This window comes from Sodalis sp. dw_96 (assembly GCF_018449575.1).
GTDB lineage: Bacteria > Pseudomonadota > Gammaproteobacteria > Enterobacterales > Enterobacteriaceae > Acerihabitans.
Genome location: NZ_JAAVUT010000005.1, coordinates 17,950 through 35,333, shown reverse-complemented (window position 1 = coordinate 35,333; position 17,384 = coordinate 17,950). Strand labels below are relative to the sequence as shown.

Below are 17,384 nucleotides of genomic sequence, written 5' to 3'. Positions count from 1 at the left end.
ACAGCGTTACTTAACAGCATTACTTATCAGCACTATTTATCAGCACTAGGGAAAACAATATGTTAGCCAAAGTGGAAAAAAAACGGCCACTGAGCCGTTATTTAAAAGATTTCAAGCATAGCCAAACGCACTGCTGCCAGTGCGGGAAGCCTCTGGATCGCATGACCCTGGTATTTCGCGGGCAGATTATCAATAAAGAAGCCATTGCCGGCATGGATCAGCTGATTGATGACCAGGTTTGGCATAGTTTGAATAAAGAACTGACCGCGTTATGCCGGTTTTGCAGCGTGATATCCTGTAACGCCGAGCCCAATTATTTTGACATAAAGGCTTTTAAACAATATCTCTTTGAACAAACGGCAATGAGCCATAGCACCATCCGTGAATATGTGGTTCGTCTGCGTCGTCTGGATGAAATATTGGCGGCCAGAAATTATCCCCATGACCAGTTTGAACGTCCGTGCGGGCCGCAAAAATTGATCGATGAAGTTCCCGACGCCGGGCAAAGTAATTACCGCATAGCGCTGCGAAAATATAATCAGTATCTGGATTGGCAGCGCAGCTTTTAAGATACTCAGGGGAAATAATCATTCTCTCTGGACAGGATGCAAGGTATTAATTGAGTCGAATAACCACGAAGCTTAAACCGAGTGTGTTACAAGCCCGCGATAACTAATCGTGCAACGCACCTGTTAAAGGGAGACCGCGCCAATGTGGTCGAATCGGGCGTGGTTTTTCCGCCCGACCGAGCGCCACATGGCACGGTAGGCCCGCGATCGCCGATCGTGCAACGAACCTGTTAAAGGGAGACCGCGCCAATGTGGTCTAATCGGGCGTGGTTTTTCCGCCCGACCGAGCGCCACATGGCACGGTAGGCCCGAGATCGCCGATCGTGCAACGAACCTGTTAAAGGGAGACCGCGCCAATGTGGTCGAATCGGGCGTGGTTTTTCCGCCCGACCGAGCGCCACATGGCACGGTAGGCCCGCGATCGCAGAACGTGCAACGAGCCCGTTAAAGGGAGACCGCGCCAGTGTGGTCGAATCGGGCGTGGTTTTTCCGCCCGACCGAGCGCCACATGGCACGGTAGGCCCGAGATCGCCGATCGTGCAACGAACCTGTTAAAGATAAGCCACGCCGAAGGCGGTCAAAAGCCTTACCCCAGCGTCATCAAACTGGTATTGCCGCCGGCGGCGGCGGTATTAACGCTCACCGAACGCTCGGTAAGCAGCGGCTCCAGCAAAATGGCCGTTTCACCCCGGGCATAACCGTGCACTTGTATAATGGGACCGAGACGCCGGGCAACGGCGCCGCACAAAGCGAGCAGCTTATCCGAATCGCCGTGAAACAGTACCGCGTTAATCGGATCGGCGGCGTTAAGCCAGTCCGGGCTGAACATAATTGTTTTCTGAACGGGCGGCGGCAGGGTGGCGAACAGCAAACGCGCTGCCGGCGTATCGGTCCACAGTGCGGTGGCGCCCAAAGCAGTCACGGCGGCCAGTTGGGTCAACAGGTCGGTTTGGTCGTCCGCCAGGCACAGCACCCGTTCTCTGGACAGCAGGCGATAGCCGTTCTGCTCGCCGGTGGGGCCGGTTAATATCCGCGCCGTCCCGGCCTGGGACAACTCGCCGAAACGGCGGAACAGCGCCGCCCGCTCGGCACCGCGCTGCACCTCGGCACCGCACTGCACCTCGGCACCGCACTGCACCTCGGCATCGCCCTGCGCCTCGGCGCCATACTGCTTCTCTGCCCACGCCGCCAACGCCACGAGCGCCGGCGGGAGTTCCCTCGGGGGTTGCTCCTGTGCCATTGCGCTCCTATCCAGAACCCTCAACGATGCCGGGATGAGATCCACCGGGCGCTGGGACAGCAGGCGATAGAGATAAAGAGGACCGCCGGCTTTGGGACCGGTGCCCGAAAGTCCTTCGCCGCCAAAAGGCTGAACCCCCACCACGGCGCCCACCATATTGCGGTTGACATAGCAGTTGCCCACTCGCGCCAGCCCTACGACCTGCTCTATGGTTTCATCAATGCGGGTATGCAAACCCAGGGTAAGCCCGTAGCCGCTATCATTGATTTGAGTGATTATCCGCGCCAGATCGCTGCGCCGATAGCGCACCACATGCAGCACCGGACCGAAAATTTCCTTATCCAATTCGCCAACCTGGTTCAGTTCAATCAGTGTCGGCGGAATAAAGGTGCCGGATCCAGGGTTATCAGACGTTGGGTCAGACGGCGCATCGTTAGCCGCATAGGCGCACTGCCAGACCGGATGCCCCGCCTCGCCCATGGCGGCGATATGCTCTTCGATGAGCCGTTTGGCCGCCAGGTCGATAACCGGCCCGATATCGGTGGAAAGGCGCCGCGGATCCCCCAGCACGCACTCCGCCATGGCGCCCCGCAGCATGGTGAGGGTGCGCTCGGCCACCTCTTCCTGTATGCACAGCAGCCGCAGCGCCGAACAGCGCTGACCGGCGCTGTCAAAGGCCGAGGCGATGATATCGGTTACCACCTGTTCGGTGAGGGCTGAGGAGTCCACTATCATGGCGTTCAGGCCGCCGGTCTCGGCAATCAGCGGTACCGTGCGTCCCTGGGGATTCAAGCGGGTTGACAGGGTGTTATTGATAGTGGTCGCCACGGCGGTGGATCCGGTAAACAAGACACCGCGTATGCGTGAGTCCGTCACCAGCGCCGCGCCGACGGTTTCCCCGGCGCCGGGCAACAACTGCACCACGCCGGCGGGCACGCCTGCTTCCAGCAACAGCGCGACGGCCTGTGCGGCAATCAGCGGGGTTTGTTCCGCCGGTTTGGCCAGCACGGTATTACCTGCCGCCAGCGCCGCCGATACCTGACCGATAAAAATCGACAGCGGAAAGTTCCACGGACTGATACACAGCACCGGGCCCAACGGCCTGAGGTCGCCATCGTCGATGCATTGAATCTGGCCGGCGTAATAGCGGAGAAAATCCACCGCTTCCCGTACTTCTCCAATGGCATTGGCCAGACTTTTACCGGCCTCGCGCACCAGTAAACCCATCAGCGTCTGCATCCGCGTTTCCATCAGCGCCGCCGCCCGCTCCAGAAGCGCCGCCCGTTCTTTGGCCGGCGTGGACGACCACATGGGGGCATAATGCAGGGCAGCGGCTATGGCGTGGCGCACCTCGGTATCGGTGGCGTCGCGGCATACGCCCACCCGGTCACGGCCGTCGGCGGGATTCACGATCGGCCGGGATTCGCCGCTCGGCATATTCACCGTCGGGGCGTTGGATGGGGCATCGTCACCCTCTTGAGGAGCCGTAAAAGCGGTCTGAATCACCGGCGGTTCATTTGGCAAGTCGCCGGCGATAATGGGTTCGGCCAGCCACAGACGCTGGCCGCTGTTAAGCAGGCCGCTGGCCAAGGATGCCAGACGATGTTCATTAGCCAGGTCGAGACCGGCGGAATTAAGCCTGTCCGCGCCATAAAGATGGCGGGGCAGTGGAATGGCGGGGTGGGGCAGGCCGATACAGCCCTCCTTCTCGCCCAATCGGACCACCTCATCCACCGGGTCGGCAATCAATTGGTCCAATGGGATGGCGGAGTCGGCGATACGATTGACAAAAGAACTGTTGGCGCCGTTTTCCAGCAATCGCCGCACCAGATAGGCCAGCAGGGTTTCGTGGGTGCCCACCGGCGCATAGATACGGCAGGGACGGTTAAACTTGTCCTCGGTGGTTTTGCCCACCACCAGATCGTACAAGGGTTCGCCCATGCCGTGCAGGCATTGGAACTCATACTGGCCGGGGTAATAATTCTGTCCGGCGGCGTAATAAATCGCTGACAGGGTTTGCGCGTTATGGGTGGCGAACTGCGGATAAATATATTGCGGAACCGCCAGCAATCGCCGCGCACAGGCCAGATAGGAAACGTCGGTGTAAGCCTTGCGGGTAAACACCGGGTAGCCCTCTAGCCCGTCGAGCTGGGCGCGTTTGATTTCACTGTCCCAATAGGCGCCCTTAACCAGCCGGATCATCAGCCGGCGCCCGCTTCTTTTGGCCAGGTCAATCAGCTCATCGATAACCCAGGGGCAGCGTTTCTGATAGGCTTGGATAACAAAACCCACACCGTTCCAACCCGCCAGCGCCGATTCAAAACAGAGTTTAGCGAGTAAATCGAGGGAGAGCTCCAGCCGATCGGCTTCTTCGGCATCGATATTAATGCCGATGTCATAATGCCGCGCCAGCAGCGTCAGGGCCAGCAGGCGCGGATAGAGCTCCTCTATTACCCGCCCGTATTGCGCGCGGCTGTAGCGGGGGTGCAACGCCGATAATTTTATGGAGATACCCGGGCCTTCATAAATACCGCGGCCATTAGAGGCTTTGCCGATGGCGTCAATGGCTTGCTGATATGAGGCCAGATAGACCTGCGCGTCGGCGTCGGTCAGGGCGGCTTCCCCCAGCATATCGTAGGAATAGCGAAAGCCTTTTTGCTCCAGGCGGCGGGAATTGGCCAGCGCCTCGGCGATATTTTCTCCGGTGACGAACTGTTCCCCCATCAGTCGCATCGCCATATCCACCCCTTTGCGGATAAGGGGTTCGCCGCTTTTGCCGATAATGCGGTTCAGTGACCGGGTAAGGTTGGCTTCGTTATGGGTGGAAACCAAGCGGCCGGTAAACAGCAGCCCCCAAGTGGCGGCATTGACGAACATCGACTGACTGCGTCCCACATGGGCCTGCCAGTTGCCCTGGCTGATTTTATCGCGAATCAGCGCATCGCGGGTGGCTTTATCGGGGATGCGCAGCAACGCCTCCGCCAGGCACATCAAGGCCACGCCCTCCTGCGACGACAGGGAAAATTCCTGCAATAAATGCTGGACCATCGAGGCACGCCCGGTGCCGGTTTTTTGTGAGCGCAGCGTCTCGGCCAGTCGTGATGCCAGCCGGTTGACGGCCTGCGCCTGGGCAGCCGGCTGGCGGGCCTGTTCAAGCAATAGAGGGACTGTGTCGGTTTCCGGCCGCCGCCATGCCGCGGTGACGGAGTCGCGCAATACCGACTGGGGCAGGATCTCTTGGGCAAAATCCAGGAAAGGGCGGGGAACTTCCAGCCCCGGTTCGATAATATTTTCGCTGGAACTCCTTTGTGCGCCTACCGCATCGGAGTCAACATCCGGCATGGTATCGCCGCGCTCCAGTACCTCCAGATAACGGAAAATGGCCTGTTTGATTAACCAATGCGGGGTGCGATCGAGTCGTTGGGCGGCCAGTTTTATCCGTTCCCGGGCCGCATCGTCCAGTTTAACGCCCATCGTCGTGCTCGCCATGCTGCCATCCTGCCGAATAATAGATGCAGTACTATCGCTAAAGTTGCAACTAAGTGCAACTCAGTAAAGAAATGTTTAACTTATAGTTAAATCCTTGCCCTCTTTTCACGGACGACCCCCAGCGCCTAGGTAAAATCATTATATAGATATAATATTATTCATATTCTAACTACTTTATTTGTAATAAATAATTTCGTTTTCCAGCGAGACGGTAATTAGGCTTTTAGCCGTGATTCGATTATTTATTGGTCTTCTGCAAAAAAAACTGTTGCAATGGGGCGGCAATTTGTAGCAATGTCATTATACTCAAGTTAGAAAGCGCCAGTTAGCAAGCCGTCAGTTAGTAAAGCGTTCGCGGGGAAATTCAGTGCAGACGCGAAATTGTAGACTCACTATGGGGATCGCTAATGACAGTGTCCTTTTATGGGCTGACTATACCACCGGATGTTTTTATCATCGCCACCGAGACGCTCGGCGATTACAACCTCGACACCAGATTCCCGATTTACGGCAATACTTCTGCTCCTCAAAATTCCCGATATTCCTATTTTTCTACCGATGAAAAAAATCGGACCATGCATTTTTCAGGCATGTCCAACGGTCTATTTCATCCTGTCCACCGGTTATCTATGGCTTTAAAGGAAGCCACAACCTCATCTGAATGTGAAGCGTAATCACCGGGGTTCATTCCTCTGTGAATGGTGAAACAAACTGTAAGGTGCCACTTATGGGAAGACAAAAAGTAGTGATCAAAGCTCGTCGCGAAGCTAAACGTGTTATCCGGCGCGAGTCACGCAACCATAAAATGCGTGAAGAGGACTCGGTCACTTCTCTTGTTCATATGAGCGGGATTGAATCGATTGGCATGGCGCGGGATTCCCGCGACACTAAGTTAATTGAGGCACGTAATGAAGTTCAGGAATATTACTTAACTGCCATAGAAACCAAACAGTTGATTTTTGCAACCGGCGAGGCGGGTTGTGGTAAAACCTTTCTGAGTGCCGCCAAGGCGGCGGATGCGTTAATACATAAAGAGGTCGAACGCATCATTGTTACCCGGCCGGTATTGCAGGCCGATGAGGATTTGGGTTTCCTGCCTGGGGATATTGCTGAAAAATTCGCCCCTTATTTCCGTCCGGTCTACGATATATTGTTGCGCCGGCTGGGATCGTCTTTTATGCAATATTGTCTGCGACCGGAAATCGGAAAAGTGGAAATAGCGCCTTTCGCTTATATGCGGGGCCGGACTTTCGAAAATGCGGTGGTCATACTGGATGAAGCGCAGAATGTTACCGTTAATCAAATGAAAATGTTTTTAACGCGCCTCGGGGAGAATGTCACGGTGATTGTTAATGGTGATATTACACAATGCGATTTACCTCGCGGCGTTAAATCAGGTCTTGAGGATGCCCTTGAGCGATTTAACGAAGAGGATGAGATGATTGCCGTCGTGCGTTTTGGTAAACAGGACTGCGTCCGTTCGGCACTGTGCCAGCGCACCCTTAACGCTTACCGTTAAAACCCGGGGCAAGAATTCCTTACCCTCGGATAATAAAAAAGCCCGACATAAAAGCCGGGCTTTTTTTAATTCTGGCGGTGAGAGAGGGGTTCGAACCCTCGATACGCTTTCGCGTATACACACTTTCCAGGCGTGCTCCTTCAGCCACTCGGACACCTCACCACGTCATTACCGCTGGGGTAACGGGGCGGTACTATAGGGAGTTGGCCCATTCCGGTCAAGTATAATTTCTTTATGACCGCCTGTTTGCTCAGGGTTTGAGCGTAGGACGCGAGTTTATAACCTCTTGGTGCGCAAAAGAGCTAAAAAGCCGCTAAAACCCAGGCCGGTGTTACCCTGCCGGGGAGTTTCCAATGGATAAAAGCGTTTTCGAGGCCGGCTATCTCACTTACGCTACGTGTAAAATCAGGCGCATTGCAATTCTATCAATAGTGTCGACACTATCTACAGTCTACAGCCCAAGATGGCGGCAGGGTAGGGACTAGCCCATCCTTAGCGGTTTTTTCCAGCGGAGTGAGCCGATCATCGGCTATATTAATCATGGCGACTTCTTCCTGGCAGTCAATCTGCCTGGCCATTCCGTCGGCGATACGCTGCAGCGGAAAAGATTAGCGCGCATAATCCACAATGCCGGTAGGGATCGACGGTAATTATGTTTTATTCGGTATGGGAAAACAGGGGGAAGCAGGCCGCTAATTTTTCCATGCAACGGCATGTTCCTTCCCCGACGTTATACAATAATCAGGCAAAAGAAAAGTGTCAAAAAGGCATCTTTAATTTAAAGTATAAGAATTATTAATCAATCGGTGAAAAAATCACCCCACTGCCGCTGCGTTTCCTGCGGATACATTTTACATAACCCGCCGCCGGGGGTGAATGTTAATTCACCAAAATAGATCTTGCCGCCGGCTTCATAAAAATCGATTCGTAAATAAGAAAATTGCTCGGCGATGCGTTTGGCAAGAGATAACATTTCCGCCAGATTCTCCGGGGCGGCCATGGGCTCCGGACTGTTCGGCAGGCCCATCCGAATATCGGTTCTGTTCCATTGGGTATCAAATATATCCCGGCGGTGCACACCGAACCTGTCGTAATCAACCTGTATAAATATATGCATTTCTCCCTGGCGATTGAAACAGTGGAATTTTATATCATTGGGAACTTTACCTTTATCGAGTAATAACTCTTCTATCATAATGCAGGGAGTGATGGTTTTATAATGCCTTTCCCTGGTGGTCTTATAGTAGTTGATATCCATCCACTGTTTTGATTCTTGGCTAAGTTCATCAAAGGTGATTTTGGTTTTATCGTATACAATCCTATTAAAACCGCAACCATGGTTAGCCTTGATGACAAATGAATTAGGTAAATTATCATAAATTGAGCGTGTCAATACTGAGCAGACAGCATGTAATTTAATAAGATACTGTGCGCCTATAGTGCTAACTATATAGTCTCTGACCTTTAATTTGTCCGCTAGCTCGGTATAAATGGATTTTGGCTTAAAATTGCGAATGATAATTTTTTCACTAAATGTTTTGGGCCTAACTGTGTTGGGCCATTTTTTGAAAACCCGGGCATATTTAATCTGATGATATAATACATCAGGCAATAATTTTGTTGCTTGTTTAGCGAGCGGATTTAACATAGCTTCGAACCTCGTTTATTAATAGTGGAACGCTTTTATAGGCACAAAACAGCGGGTATGTGACTAGCCCCTTTTTGAACAACGCATTAAGAAATATCAATGAAACCATTTCGGCGGTTAGGGTGGACAGAGCAGCGCCCTTAATCCCATATTGAGGTATAAAAAAATAATTAAGGCCGACGTTAAGCAGTGCAATTACAGCCATTTTAATGGAGACGAAATGATAGCCGGAGTTAAGGAGAATGACGCGATAGGAAAGCGTCCCCAATACGCTGCAAAGAGATGTCAGCGCGCAAATCCACAGAATATCCGCAGCATCGGCAAAACGAATTCCATAGACTAAATATATGATTTTATTGCTAAATAAAGAAAAAATAAGTACCACTGGCAGAGATATCAACATAATGATTAAATACAGCGAGCGGACCCTTTCAATGCTTCGACCACTGTCCCGCTCAGCGGCGATGACGGTCATATAGGATGTGATCAACGCCATAGGCACAATGACCCATCCTTGGCTTATTGTTGTAGCGGCATTGTAAATTCCTACAGCCCCAAAACCTAAAAACTTGCCCAGCAATATCTGGTCGATGCGGGTATAAATGACGATAGACAAGCTTGATATCAGCAATGGCATACCGACTTTTAATAGATACATATTGTAAAAATCAAAATATTTAAACTTCAGTTGCTTTTTTAAAACGCCCCGTGCTTTTTGCTGGGTGCGATTAAATAATATACGACGCCATAAATAAGGTACAAAGCTGCGCACCACTATGGAAAAGGCAAACCAGATCAGGCTGAATTGATAATGGACCCAGGCCAAATTAATACAGACAAATATAATTAAGGAAACGTTATTAATGATTAAGTTGGTTTTTGACGCCAACGTTGCGTCATAATAGAGCTTATAAATATCCTGTAATGTAAAGAAATTTGCCACGATCAGTACTATCATGACTTTTTGCTGTTCTAAGGGTAGTGTATGTTTCGCCCAAAGCAATAATCCAATGCTAAATACTATGTAGAGGACTAACTTCAATCGCTGTGATGCGGCCATCAACGCTATTCCGCTGGCGGGTTTTTTAGCAATACGATTGAAAAGGACATTATCGCTGCCCAATTGAATAAAGGGCGTTACCAAAGCCATAATGGAAAGCAAATAACTCAAGGTGCCGAAATTTTCTGGCCCCAGATAACGGGCGACATACATGGCTGAAATGATGCCTGCTATAGCGAAGCATGATTTCTCCAAAATAACCCATAAAGAGTTAAAAATGATTTCTTTCATAATCCCCTTACTTCTTAAATGTGCTGTTATGCAGAAGATTATTTTTAGTTGATATGGCTCAAATAAAAATCGTCAAAAAGTAGCAACATCAAGTCGCCGTCAACAATAATGCAAACAATATTGTTATTTTTTCTTAGACATAACTTTATCGAATGGTTAAATAAATAGCGGATTGAGGGGTTTAACACAAGTGAAAAAAGATAAAACGGGTTTTGCTATTAGGATGTGAAATTATTTCATTATGAAATTAGATAAAATTTATCTAAAAGCTAAAAGAATTCTCTTTTTTAGCATATTTCATTTTTTGGCATATGCAGATAAAAAAAAGCCCGCAAAACAATGCGGGCCCATATTGTGTGGGGGTGGTATGCTAAGTGAAAAGTTTCAGCTGTGAATCAATTGCTATATTTAGCAGCGACAATACTAAAAATGAGTATTGACTCAAGAACCATCAGGCTCGTATTTAAAACCTAACGGGCAGGTTAACTGAACCGACGTAATTCTATTATTCAAGTTCAACCATTCCAGATTGTATGATGCTACTGATATTTTAATGATTGTATAGAAATAAACTAAGACTATCATTAGGATAACTGTGCTTAAAAAAACAATTATCAATCTATTTTTATATTGATAAAATTTCTCTGCATAAATAAAAAAAATCTTTTTAAACGCATTCAAACGAAAAACTGTAGGTTTGGAGACGGTTCTTGACAATCGAGAATGTGTCGGGAAAGCCCACATAGGCTCGGAATATATATCCTCGTCGGTGGACTGGGCCTGCTTAACCGCAGCCTCGATAGCCTGCTTGGGCGGGTCGAACACAGGCGTTCCAGCCGTTGCAATTATATCAAAACTGATATTAACCATCTGTTTTTCTTCAATAATATAACCAATACGCGGGATGGTCTTTATGATTTTATGTTCATGGTCACCGATCTTTTGACGGACCGATTTGATGGTTTGATTAATCGTCGAGTCCGAACAATACGTCCCCTTCCAAATATGATTTACCAGTTCTTCCCGTGTGACGACATTGGGGGAGTTTTGCACCAATAAACTCAATATTTGATACTCTTTCCAGCGCAAACGGTTATGCAAATCGGGTTCAATTCTTACATCGAGATGATCGATGATGATAGTCGGTGTAGGTTTCATCTCAAAATACCTCACTTTTAGATTTTTTCTTATGGCGTTGCTGTTAAAAGCGTTACATGTAAAAAAAAATTTTTCAAGAACCGCTATTTCCAATAAAAAGATCATTTCATTTTTTTCATAAACTAACGGTATACCATTGCTTCCTCCTGTTAACGTTATACCTGATATGGAATTAATTTAACATAACGCATATAACGATAGCTGAGCCCTTCAGTCTGTGGGAGGGTAATAAATCTGAAATTCTCCTGCCGGGGTAGGTTATCCTCTCGGATTATGAAGTTTTTTGAACCTATTTTTTATGAGGACATAAAAAAAATTTCATTGAAATTTTATTAGATTTTATCTATTAGAAAAAAATTTATATTGACTCAAACTTTATCTAGCGTGGTTATGTATGATAATTTGAATAACCATATAAAAATGATCTTAGGAAAAAATGTCAAACCGAAGTTCTTTTCAGTTGCAAAATAACGTTATGAAAATTAAAGATAAATTTTTGAAATCAGTTATTGTTTTTTCCAAAAGAGGTGTTTTATATTCATTTTATCGCATATTTATGCAAATATGATCTTTTTATAGACGCTTTTTTTATCATAAAAGAAGCTAAAGAATGGAAAGGTTATGCTTAAAACACCTTCATACAAATTAAATTTTCTTCTCAATTTTTTTTCAAAAGCCTGAGTCTTTTCTGAATCGGACCACGCTTGTCTTTTCATTTCCCACCGATTTTATGGACAAATTCTGACTTTGTAGCGGAAAAAAAATCATCAAAAAAAGCATTTTTTGTCAAATGAAATTTGCGCCGTCTCATCCTTCATCTTAAAACGTCATGCGGGTGTCGTAATCATGATTTCAGCAAGCGCTCGGCGTTATCATCCGCCCGGCGTCCGATAGGGATTGTTCGTTGCCTCGTCAGTGGATATGTTTGGCGTGTAAAGTATAAAAAATTAAATTGTTGAGTTCAGTAATAGGACCAGGTGCATGGAGATCGTTTTTTATCATCCTTCCGAACCCGTGGAGCCGTGGATAGCCGGTATGCATAAGCGTTTGCCCGGCGCGCATCTGCGGGCATGGCTGCCTGGAGACTCGCTGCCGGCGGATTATGCGCTGGTATGGCATCCGCCGGTGGAAATGCTGGCCGGACGAAGGGGCTTGAAGGGACTGTTCGCTCTCGGGGCCGGGGTGGATGCCTTGATGCAGACATTACGGCTTCATCCGCGGATGCTAGCCGAAAATGTTCCTTTGCTGCGCCTGGAGGATACCGGCATGGCGGAGCAAATGGTTGAGTATGTTCTGGCCGCGGTATTGCGTTATTATCGCCGTTTGGATGAGTATTATCTATATCAGCGCCAAGGGTCTTGGCGTGAACTGGCGTTAAACGATAAGCGCGGCTTTATTATCGGGGTGGCAGGTGCCGGCGTTCTGGGGCAGAAGGTGGCGTGCACCCTGGCCGGTCGCGGTTTCCCGGTACGGTGCTGGAGTCTGTCCCGCAAAAGTATACCGCAGGTTGCCAGTTTCGCTGGTGATGAACAACTGCCCGATTTTTTATCCGGGCTGCAGGTATTGGTTAATCTGTTGCCCAATACCCCCCGAACCGAAGGCATCCTTGACGGGGAGCTTTTTGCCCGCTTGAATCGGGGAGCATTTGTGATTAACGTTGCCCGAGGCGCCCATCTGGTGGAAGCCGATCTGCTGGCGGCATTGGCCAGAGGGCAGATTGCCGCCGCGACGCTGGATGTTTGCCGTGAAGAACCCTTGCCGCCGGGCCACCCGTTTTGGCGCACGCCGCGTATTACCCTCACGCCGCATATTGCCGCTGTCACCATACCGTCCTTGGCGATGGACAGTATTGCCGAAAACATACGACGCATTGAGGCCGGCGTACCTCCCCTGGGCCTGGTGGATCGTGCGCAAGGCTATTGAGTGAATTCCCTTTAGCAAAAAGGCAAGCCGCCCATTGCGGAATTCGCGGAATTATGACAAGGTCTGCAACCGTTGAATAATGCGGGTATTGCGATGAATGATTTTTCGATGGTTTGCCGGGTATTGGGGACGTTGTTTTACCGGGCGCCGCAGGATGCGGTACTGGCGCCGCTGATGGTGCTTATCAAGGAAGGCAAGCTGGTGGAGCATTGGCCTCTGGATCAGGATGACTTGCTGGCACGGTTGGGCAAGAGCTGTGCCCCGGAAATCCTGGCAGGGGATTTTTCCGCTCTGTTCGACGGCGACACGGCCAAGGTCCCGCCGTTTCGTTCCTCCTGGCTGGCGGCGCCGGAAAGTGACGTCCGCGCTTTTTTGGGGGAAGTGGGTATGCCGTTGTCCGGGGCCGTCACGGATCATTTCGGGGCGCTATTGCTGGCGGCATCCTGGCTGGAGGATCATGCACAGCAGGATGAAATTATCGGCCAGTCCCGGCTGTTTGATGAGTTCCTGCTGTCCTGGAGCGATATCTTTTTAGGCAAGGTTGAAGCCAATGCCGCTACCGATTTTTATCGGGTGCTGGCGATTATCAGTCGGGAAGCCTTGCAGGCGTTGCGGGAAGAACTGACGGAAGAGTCTGAATAGACCACGACTCAACTAACACGCCCCAACCACCACGCCTCAGCTACCGATGAAAGGAATGATCAGCTCGCCAGGTTTCACTTCCAGCCCCTTGGCCAATTTTTTGGCCAGCGCTTCGGTTTTATTGCGACTCGGGTCAAGCACGTAGGCCGGTTTGTTATCGAAATAGGACTTCAGTGAATTTTCAAGGTAAGGCGTCAATACCTTGAACGTCGGCTGAAGTTTTTCCGGTTGCACCTGGTAATCCACCAATTGCATGTCTTTCAGGTAGATGGCCCCTTGCTCCTTATCGTAATAAGGCTGCGCTTGAAGGGTGAGTTTTAAATCCGCCTGCTGGGCGCCCCATAGTGACTGGATATCCAGCCGGGCATTGCCGGACAGGCGGACTTTATCCGGCTCTGTCCGGCCAATCTGACTGGTGAGATCGGTTAATACGATATTGGCATTGAGCAAGCCGGGCACGCCGATGGCCTTCTGGAAATTATTATGCTTTTGCAAATAGCCGTTAACATCCTGCTCGCTGAGCCGGTATTCGGTCAGTTTATTACAGCCGGTCAATGCCAGGCTTAATATCACGGCCAGCGCCGCAAACGCTTTCTTTTTCATTCCTTTTCCGTTTTAGCTCGTCGGATGATTTAACCTGCCGCAGCATACCATGTGTCGCGCCGCGATAAGAGTGAAACAGACCGCAACACCGCGCTATGAAGAGAGGCGAGGACAATGTCGCACCGGCGCCTGGGTTAATATCAATGGCCGCGCAGCATGGCGGGTTCGATAGGCCGCTGGCGGAATTGCCGGTACAAACCAAAGAGTGTCGCCAGCCCGATGACGCCAAGCATAAACCAAGGTAATTCCGGCAGGTCCAGCCGGTGGCCGGCATCGTACAGCCAGCCGCCTCCGCTATAGCCGATGGCGCCGCCGAGGGCCAGGCCGAGTCGGCTAAATCCCAGGTAACTTCCGCGGGCGCGGCTGTCCGCCAGCGAGGCTCCCAGGGTCTCCCGCGCCGGTTCGGCAATGATTGACCCAAAATAAAACACACCAATCAGGCTAAACAGAACCTGCAGGTTCTCCGCCAGTCCGATGGGGAACATGCTGCAGGCCATGATAAACAGGCCCGCCATCAGGCGCATCTCCAGGCTGAAGCGTTTCTCGCTCCAGCGTGCGATAGGGTACAGAAACAGCAGCGACAGCATGGCCTCGATGGCATACATCCATTTCACCGCCGAGGGCTGGCCGGCCACCTCATTGACTTTGATGGGCAGCATCAGCAACACCTGAACCGCCAGCATGTAATAGCCGGTGAGAGTCAAAACAAACATGACGAAGCGATGGTCTCGCAGCACCCTGCGCATGCCTTCAACAATCGGCGCGCGCGTGGTGGAAATACGGTAAGCCGGCAGCATCCAGGCATTAAAGATCGCCGCCAGAACAAATAGAAGGGCACCGGCCCAACAGACCAAATGAAAGTCATATTTCAGCAGCCAACTGCCGATAAGCGCCCCTATCACCGAACCGGCGCTGTCCTGCATCATCAATATCGAGAAAAAGCGGCCTCGTTCATTGGGCCGGATAAGTTTGACCACCATCGCGGTACGGGGTGGATCGAACAGAGTTCCGCCGAGACCGGAAAGGGCGCAGGACAGCCATAGCAGCCAGGGTTGATCGGCAATGGCCATCAGGGCAAACGCCATGGCGCGCAGCAGCATGCCGGTAATGATCATCGGCTTGGCCCCCAGACGATCGGCAATGGCGCCGCCAAAAATGCCCAGCCCCTGCTGGACAAATTGGCGCAAACCCAGGGCAATACCCACCAAAAGCGCCGCCCAGCCCAACTGGTCGACGAATCGGATGGAAATGAGCGGGAATACCACGAAATAACCCAGCACCACCAACATATTATCCATGAGAAGAAAATATTTACCCAAGCTCCGAGCTTGCGACACCGATGACATACTTCACCAAAAAGTTAAATCTTTGAAAAAGATCTTCATTCTGACCGTTATAAGGTCATAACGAAACCCCGCCGCCAGGATATTTTTTTATCGAAAAACAATAATAAAAACGATAATTTATGAGGGCGATCTCTTTTCTGCCTGCCGGCGGTAAAAAAAGTATTCCCGGCGGCTTTTACTATGGTGAAATGAAAAGGGTATTTACCGAATGGATTTCGAGTTGCCGTAAGGGTTGTGATGGCCCATGATCGGGTCATGCCCCATGATGGTTGTTAATAGCCCTGATAGCGGAGGAAAGATGTTTGGCTATCGTTCAGCGTCGCCGAAGGTGCGACTGGTTACCGCCAGGCTGGTGGTGCGTTTGGTCCATGAACGCGACGCTTATCGGCTGGCCGAGTACTATGCCGGCAATCGGGCCTTCTTGAAGCCCTGGGAACCCATTCGTGATGAAAGCCACTGCTATCCGTCGGGCTGGCAGGCTCGGCTGGGCTTGATCACGGAAATGCATCGGCAGGGAACCGCCTATTATTTCATCCTGCTCGATCCGGAAGAAAATGAAATCTATGGAGTCGCCAATTTCAGCAATGTATTGCGCGGCTCTTTCCATGCCTGTTTTCTCGGTTACTCCCTGGGGGAAAAATGGCAGGGGCAGGGACTCATGTTCGAGGCCCTGCAATCCGCCATTCGCTATATGCAGCGGCAGCAGCAAATGCACCGCATTATGGCCAACTATATGCCGCATAATAAGCGCAGCGGCAACTTGCTGGCGCGGCTAGGGTTTGAGCGCGAAGGGTATGCCAAGGATTATTTGATGATCGATGGTAAATGGCGCGACCATGTATTGACCGCGCTGACCTATACGGGCTGGACACCGGGACGCTGACTTCCCAGGAGGACATATGACCCTACGTATCGGCATTGCCGGGTTGGGCGGGATTGCGCAAAAAGTGTATTTGCCGCTGTTGTGCCAGGGGCAGGAGTGGCGGTTGATGGGGGCGTTTTCTCCCAATCAGGCCAAGGCGCAGGCCCTTTGCGCCAGTTATCGCATTGATTGTTTCAATAGCCTGGAAGCATTGGCGCAACGGTGCGATGCGGTATTTGTTCATAGCAGTACCGACACCCATTTCGAGGTGGTGTCATCATTGCTCAGGCGGGGTATCCATGTGTATGTGGATAAACCCCTGGCGGACACCCTGGAACGGGCGGAGCAGTTGTTGGCCCTGGCCGCGCGCCACAAATGCGCGCTGATGGTGGGGTTCAACCGCCGTTTCGCGCCGCTCTATCTGCAGTTGAAGCAGCAAATGGGCCAGCCGGCCTCCATTCGAATGGATAAGCACCGTGATAACAGTATTGGTCCCCGGGATCTGCGATTCACGCTGCTGGACGATTATCTCCATGTGGTGGACACCGCGCTGTGGCTGGCGGGAGAAGAGGCGGCATTGCTCAGCGGTACGCTGCGGGTCAACGACGCAGGCCAGATGCTCTACGCCGAGCATCATTTTCAACAGCGGGAGTGCTGTATCACCACCAGCATGCACCGCCAGGCCGGCAGCCAGCGCGAAACGCTGGAGGCGGTGACCGCCGGCGCGCTGTATCGCATTGAGGATATGCGATTGTGGCGCAGCGAAAGCCATGGAATTATCAGCGAATTACCGGTTTCCTCCTGGCAAACGATTTTAACCCTACGCGGTTTTACCGGCGCGGTGCGGCATTTTATCGAGGCGGTGAGCAACCAGACACCCCCCTCCGTGAGCGGCGAGCAGGCTATTCTTGCCCAGTCCTGGATAGAACGGTTGCTGCTCGAGACCTAACGGCTAACGGCCCATTTAACCGCTGTTTGCGATACCCGGTACATTATCGTACTGGTGAATTGGCGCAAACGGGGTTTATGGTCCATATTCAGAGGACCCGCTCAGCGCCTATACGGCTGAATGTATAAACGGCCGACTGTTGAAA

General features: G+C 51.0%; 13 protein-coding genes and 1 tRNA gene. 7 read left to right on the top strand and 7 right to left on the bottom strand.

Features of this window, described 5'->3' with window-relative positions; all coding sequences use genetic code 11:
• Positions 1–59 precede the first annotated feature (59 nt).
• Positions 60–569: a flagella biosynthesis regulatory protein FliZ gene (gene fliZ, locus HB631_RS09835; protein WP_213990979.1), complete on the top strand. Its 510-nt coding sequence runs from the start codon at positions 60–62 to the stop codon at positions 567–569.
• A 586-nt stretch (positions 570–1,155) separates the two neighbouring features.
• On the opposite strand, the gene putA is transcribed toward fliZ, so the two are convergent.
• Positions 1,156–5,298, bottom strand: a complete 4,143-nt coding sequence (putA, locus tag HB631_RS09830) for a trifunctional transcriptional regulator/proline dehydrogenase/L-glutamate gamma-semialdehyde dehydrogenase (protein ID WP_213990978.1) — start codon at positions 5,296–5,298, stop codon at positions 1,156–1,158.
• Positions 5,299–5,705: 407 nt separating this feature from the next.
• On the opposite strand from putA, the gene HB631_RS09825 reads away from it, so the two are divergent.
• Together HB631_RS09825 and phoH are read left to right on the top strand one after the other, a co-directional pair.
• Complete coding sequence (locus HB631_RS09825) at positions 5,706–5,972, top strand: hypothetical protein (protein ID WP_213990977.1); 267 nt, start codon at positions 5,706–5,708, stop codon at positions 5,970–5,972.
• Between the two features lie 53 nt (positions 5,973–6,025).
• Positions 6,026–6,817, top strand: coding sequence for a phosphate starvation-inducible protein PhoH (gene phoH, locus HB631_RS09820; protein ID WP_213990976.1), 792 nt, complete (start codon positions 6,026–6,028; stop codon positions 6,815–6,817).
• A 72-nt stretch (positions 6,818–6,889) separates the two neighbouring features.
• Here the strand turns inward: phoH and HB631_RS09815 are convergent.
• The 4 genes from HB631_RS09815 to HB631_RS09800 all read right to left on the bottom strand — a co-directional run bounded on the left by HB631_RS09815 (position 6,890) and on the right by HB631_RS09800 (position 10,914).
• Positions 6,890–6,979 (bottom strand) — tRNA-Ser (locus tag HB631_RS09815).
• A 637-nt stretch (positions 6,980–7,616) separates the two neighbouring features.
• Positions 7,617–8,465 carry an ATP-grasp fold amidoligase family protein gene (locus HB631_RS09810; RefSeq protein ID WP_213990975.1) on the bottom strand — a complete coding sequence of 283 codons (849 nt, stop codon included), beginning with the start codon at positions 8,463–8,465 and terminating at the stop codon, positions 7,617–7,619.
• Positions 8,446–9,756, bottom strand: coding sequence for a flippase (locus tag HB631_RS09805; RefSeq protein ID WP_213990974.1), 1,311 nt, complete (start codon positions 9,754–9,756; stop codon positions 8,446–8,448). The genes HB631_RS09810 and HB631_RS09805 overlap by 20 nt, the downstream gene beginning before the upstream one ends.
• A 441-nt stretch (positions 9,757–10,197) precedes the next feature.
• The gene (locus HB631_RS09800; RefSeq protein WP_213990973.1) at positions 10,198–10,914 is read right to left on the bottom strand and encodes a winged helix-turn-helix domain-containing protein; all 717 of its coding nucleotides are present in this window, start codon (positions 10,912–10,914) and stop codon (positions 10,198–10,200) included.
• A gap of 981 nt (positions 10,915–11,895) precedes the next feature.
• On the opposite strand from HB631_RS09800, the gene HB631_RS09795 reads away from it, so the two are divergent.
• A complete protein-coding gene (locus HB631_RS09795) occupies positions 11,896–12,837 on the top strand; it encodes an NAD(P)-dependent oxidoreductase (protein ID WP_213990972.1) in 942 nt (313 codons plus the stop codon).
• Between the two features lie 93 nt (positions 12,838–12,930).
• The gene (locus HB631_RS09790) at positions 12,931–13,479 is read left to right on the top strand and encodes a molecular chaperone (protein WP_213990971.1); all 549 of its coding nucleotides are present in this window, start codon (positions 12,931–12,933) and stop codon (positions 13,477–13,479) included.
• A gap of 36 nt (positions 13,480–13,515) precedes the next feature.
• On the opposite strand, the gene HB631_RS09785 is transcribed toward HB631_RS09790, so the two are convergent.
• Both HB631_RS09785 and mdtH read right to left on the bottom strand, forming a co-directional pair.
• A complete protein-coding gene (locus HB631_RS09785; protein WP_213990970.1) occupies positions 13,516–14,082 on the bottom strand; it encodes a lipoprotein in 567 nt (188 codons plus the stop codon).
• Positions 14,083–14,222: 140 nt separating this feature from the next.
• A complete protein-coding gene (gene mdtH, locus HB631_RS09780) occupies positions 14,223–15,428 on the bottom strand; it encodes a multidrug efflux MFS transporter MdtH (RefSeq protein ID WP_213990969.1) in 1,206 nt (401 codons plus the stop codon).
• 298 nt (positions 15,429–15,726) lie between these two features.
• Here mdtH and rimJ point away from each other — a divergent pair, with 298 nt between their 5' ends.
• Both rimJ and HB631_RS09770 read left to right on the top strand, forming a co-directional pair.
• On the top strand, positions 15,727–16,311 hold the full coding sequence (gene rimJ, locus HB631_RS09775) for a ribosomal protein S5-alanine N-acetyltransferase (RefSeq protein WP_213990968.1): 585 nt from the start codon (positions 15,727–15,729) through the stop codon (positions 16,309–16,311).
• 16 nt (positions 16,312–16,327) lie between these two features.
• Positions 16,328–17,239: a Gfo/Idh/MocA family oxidoreductase gene (locus HB631_RS09770; protein ID WP_213990967.1), complete on the top strand. Its 912-nt coding sequence runs from the start codon at positions 16,328–16,330 to the stop codon at positions 17,237–17,239.
• Positions 17,240–17,384: the final 145 nt, after the last annotated feature.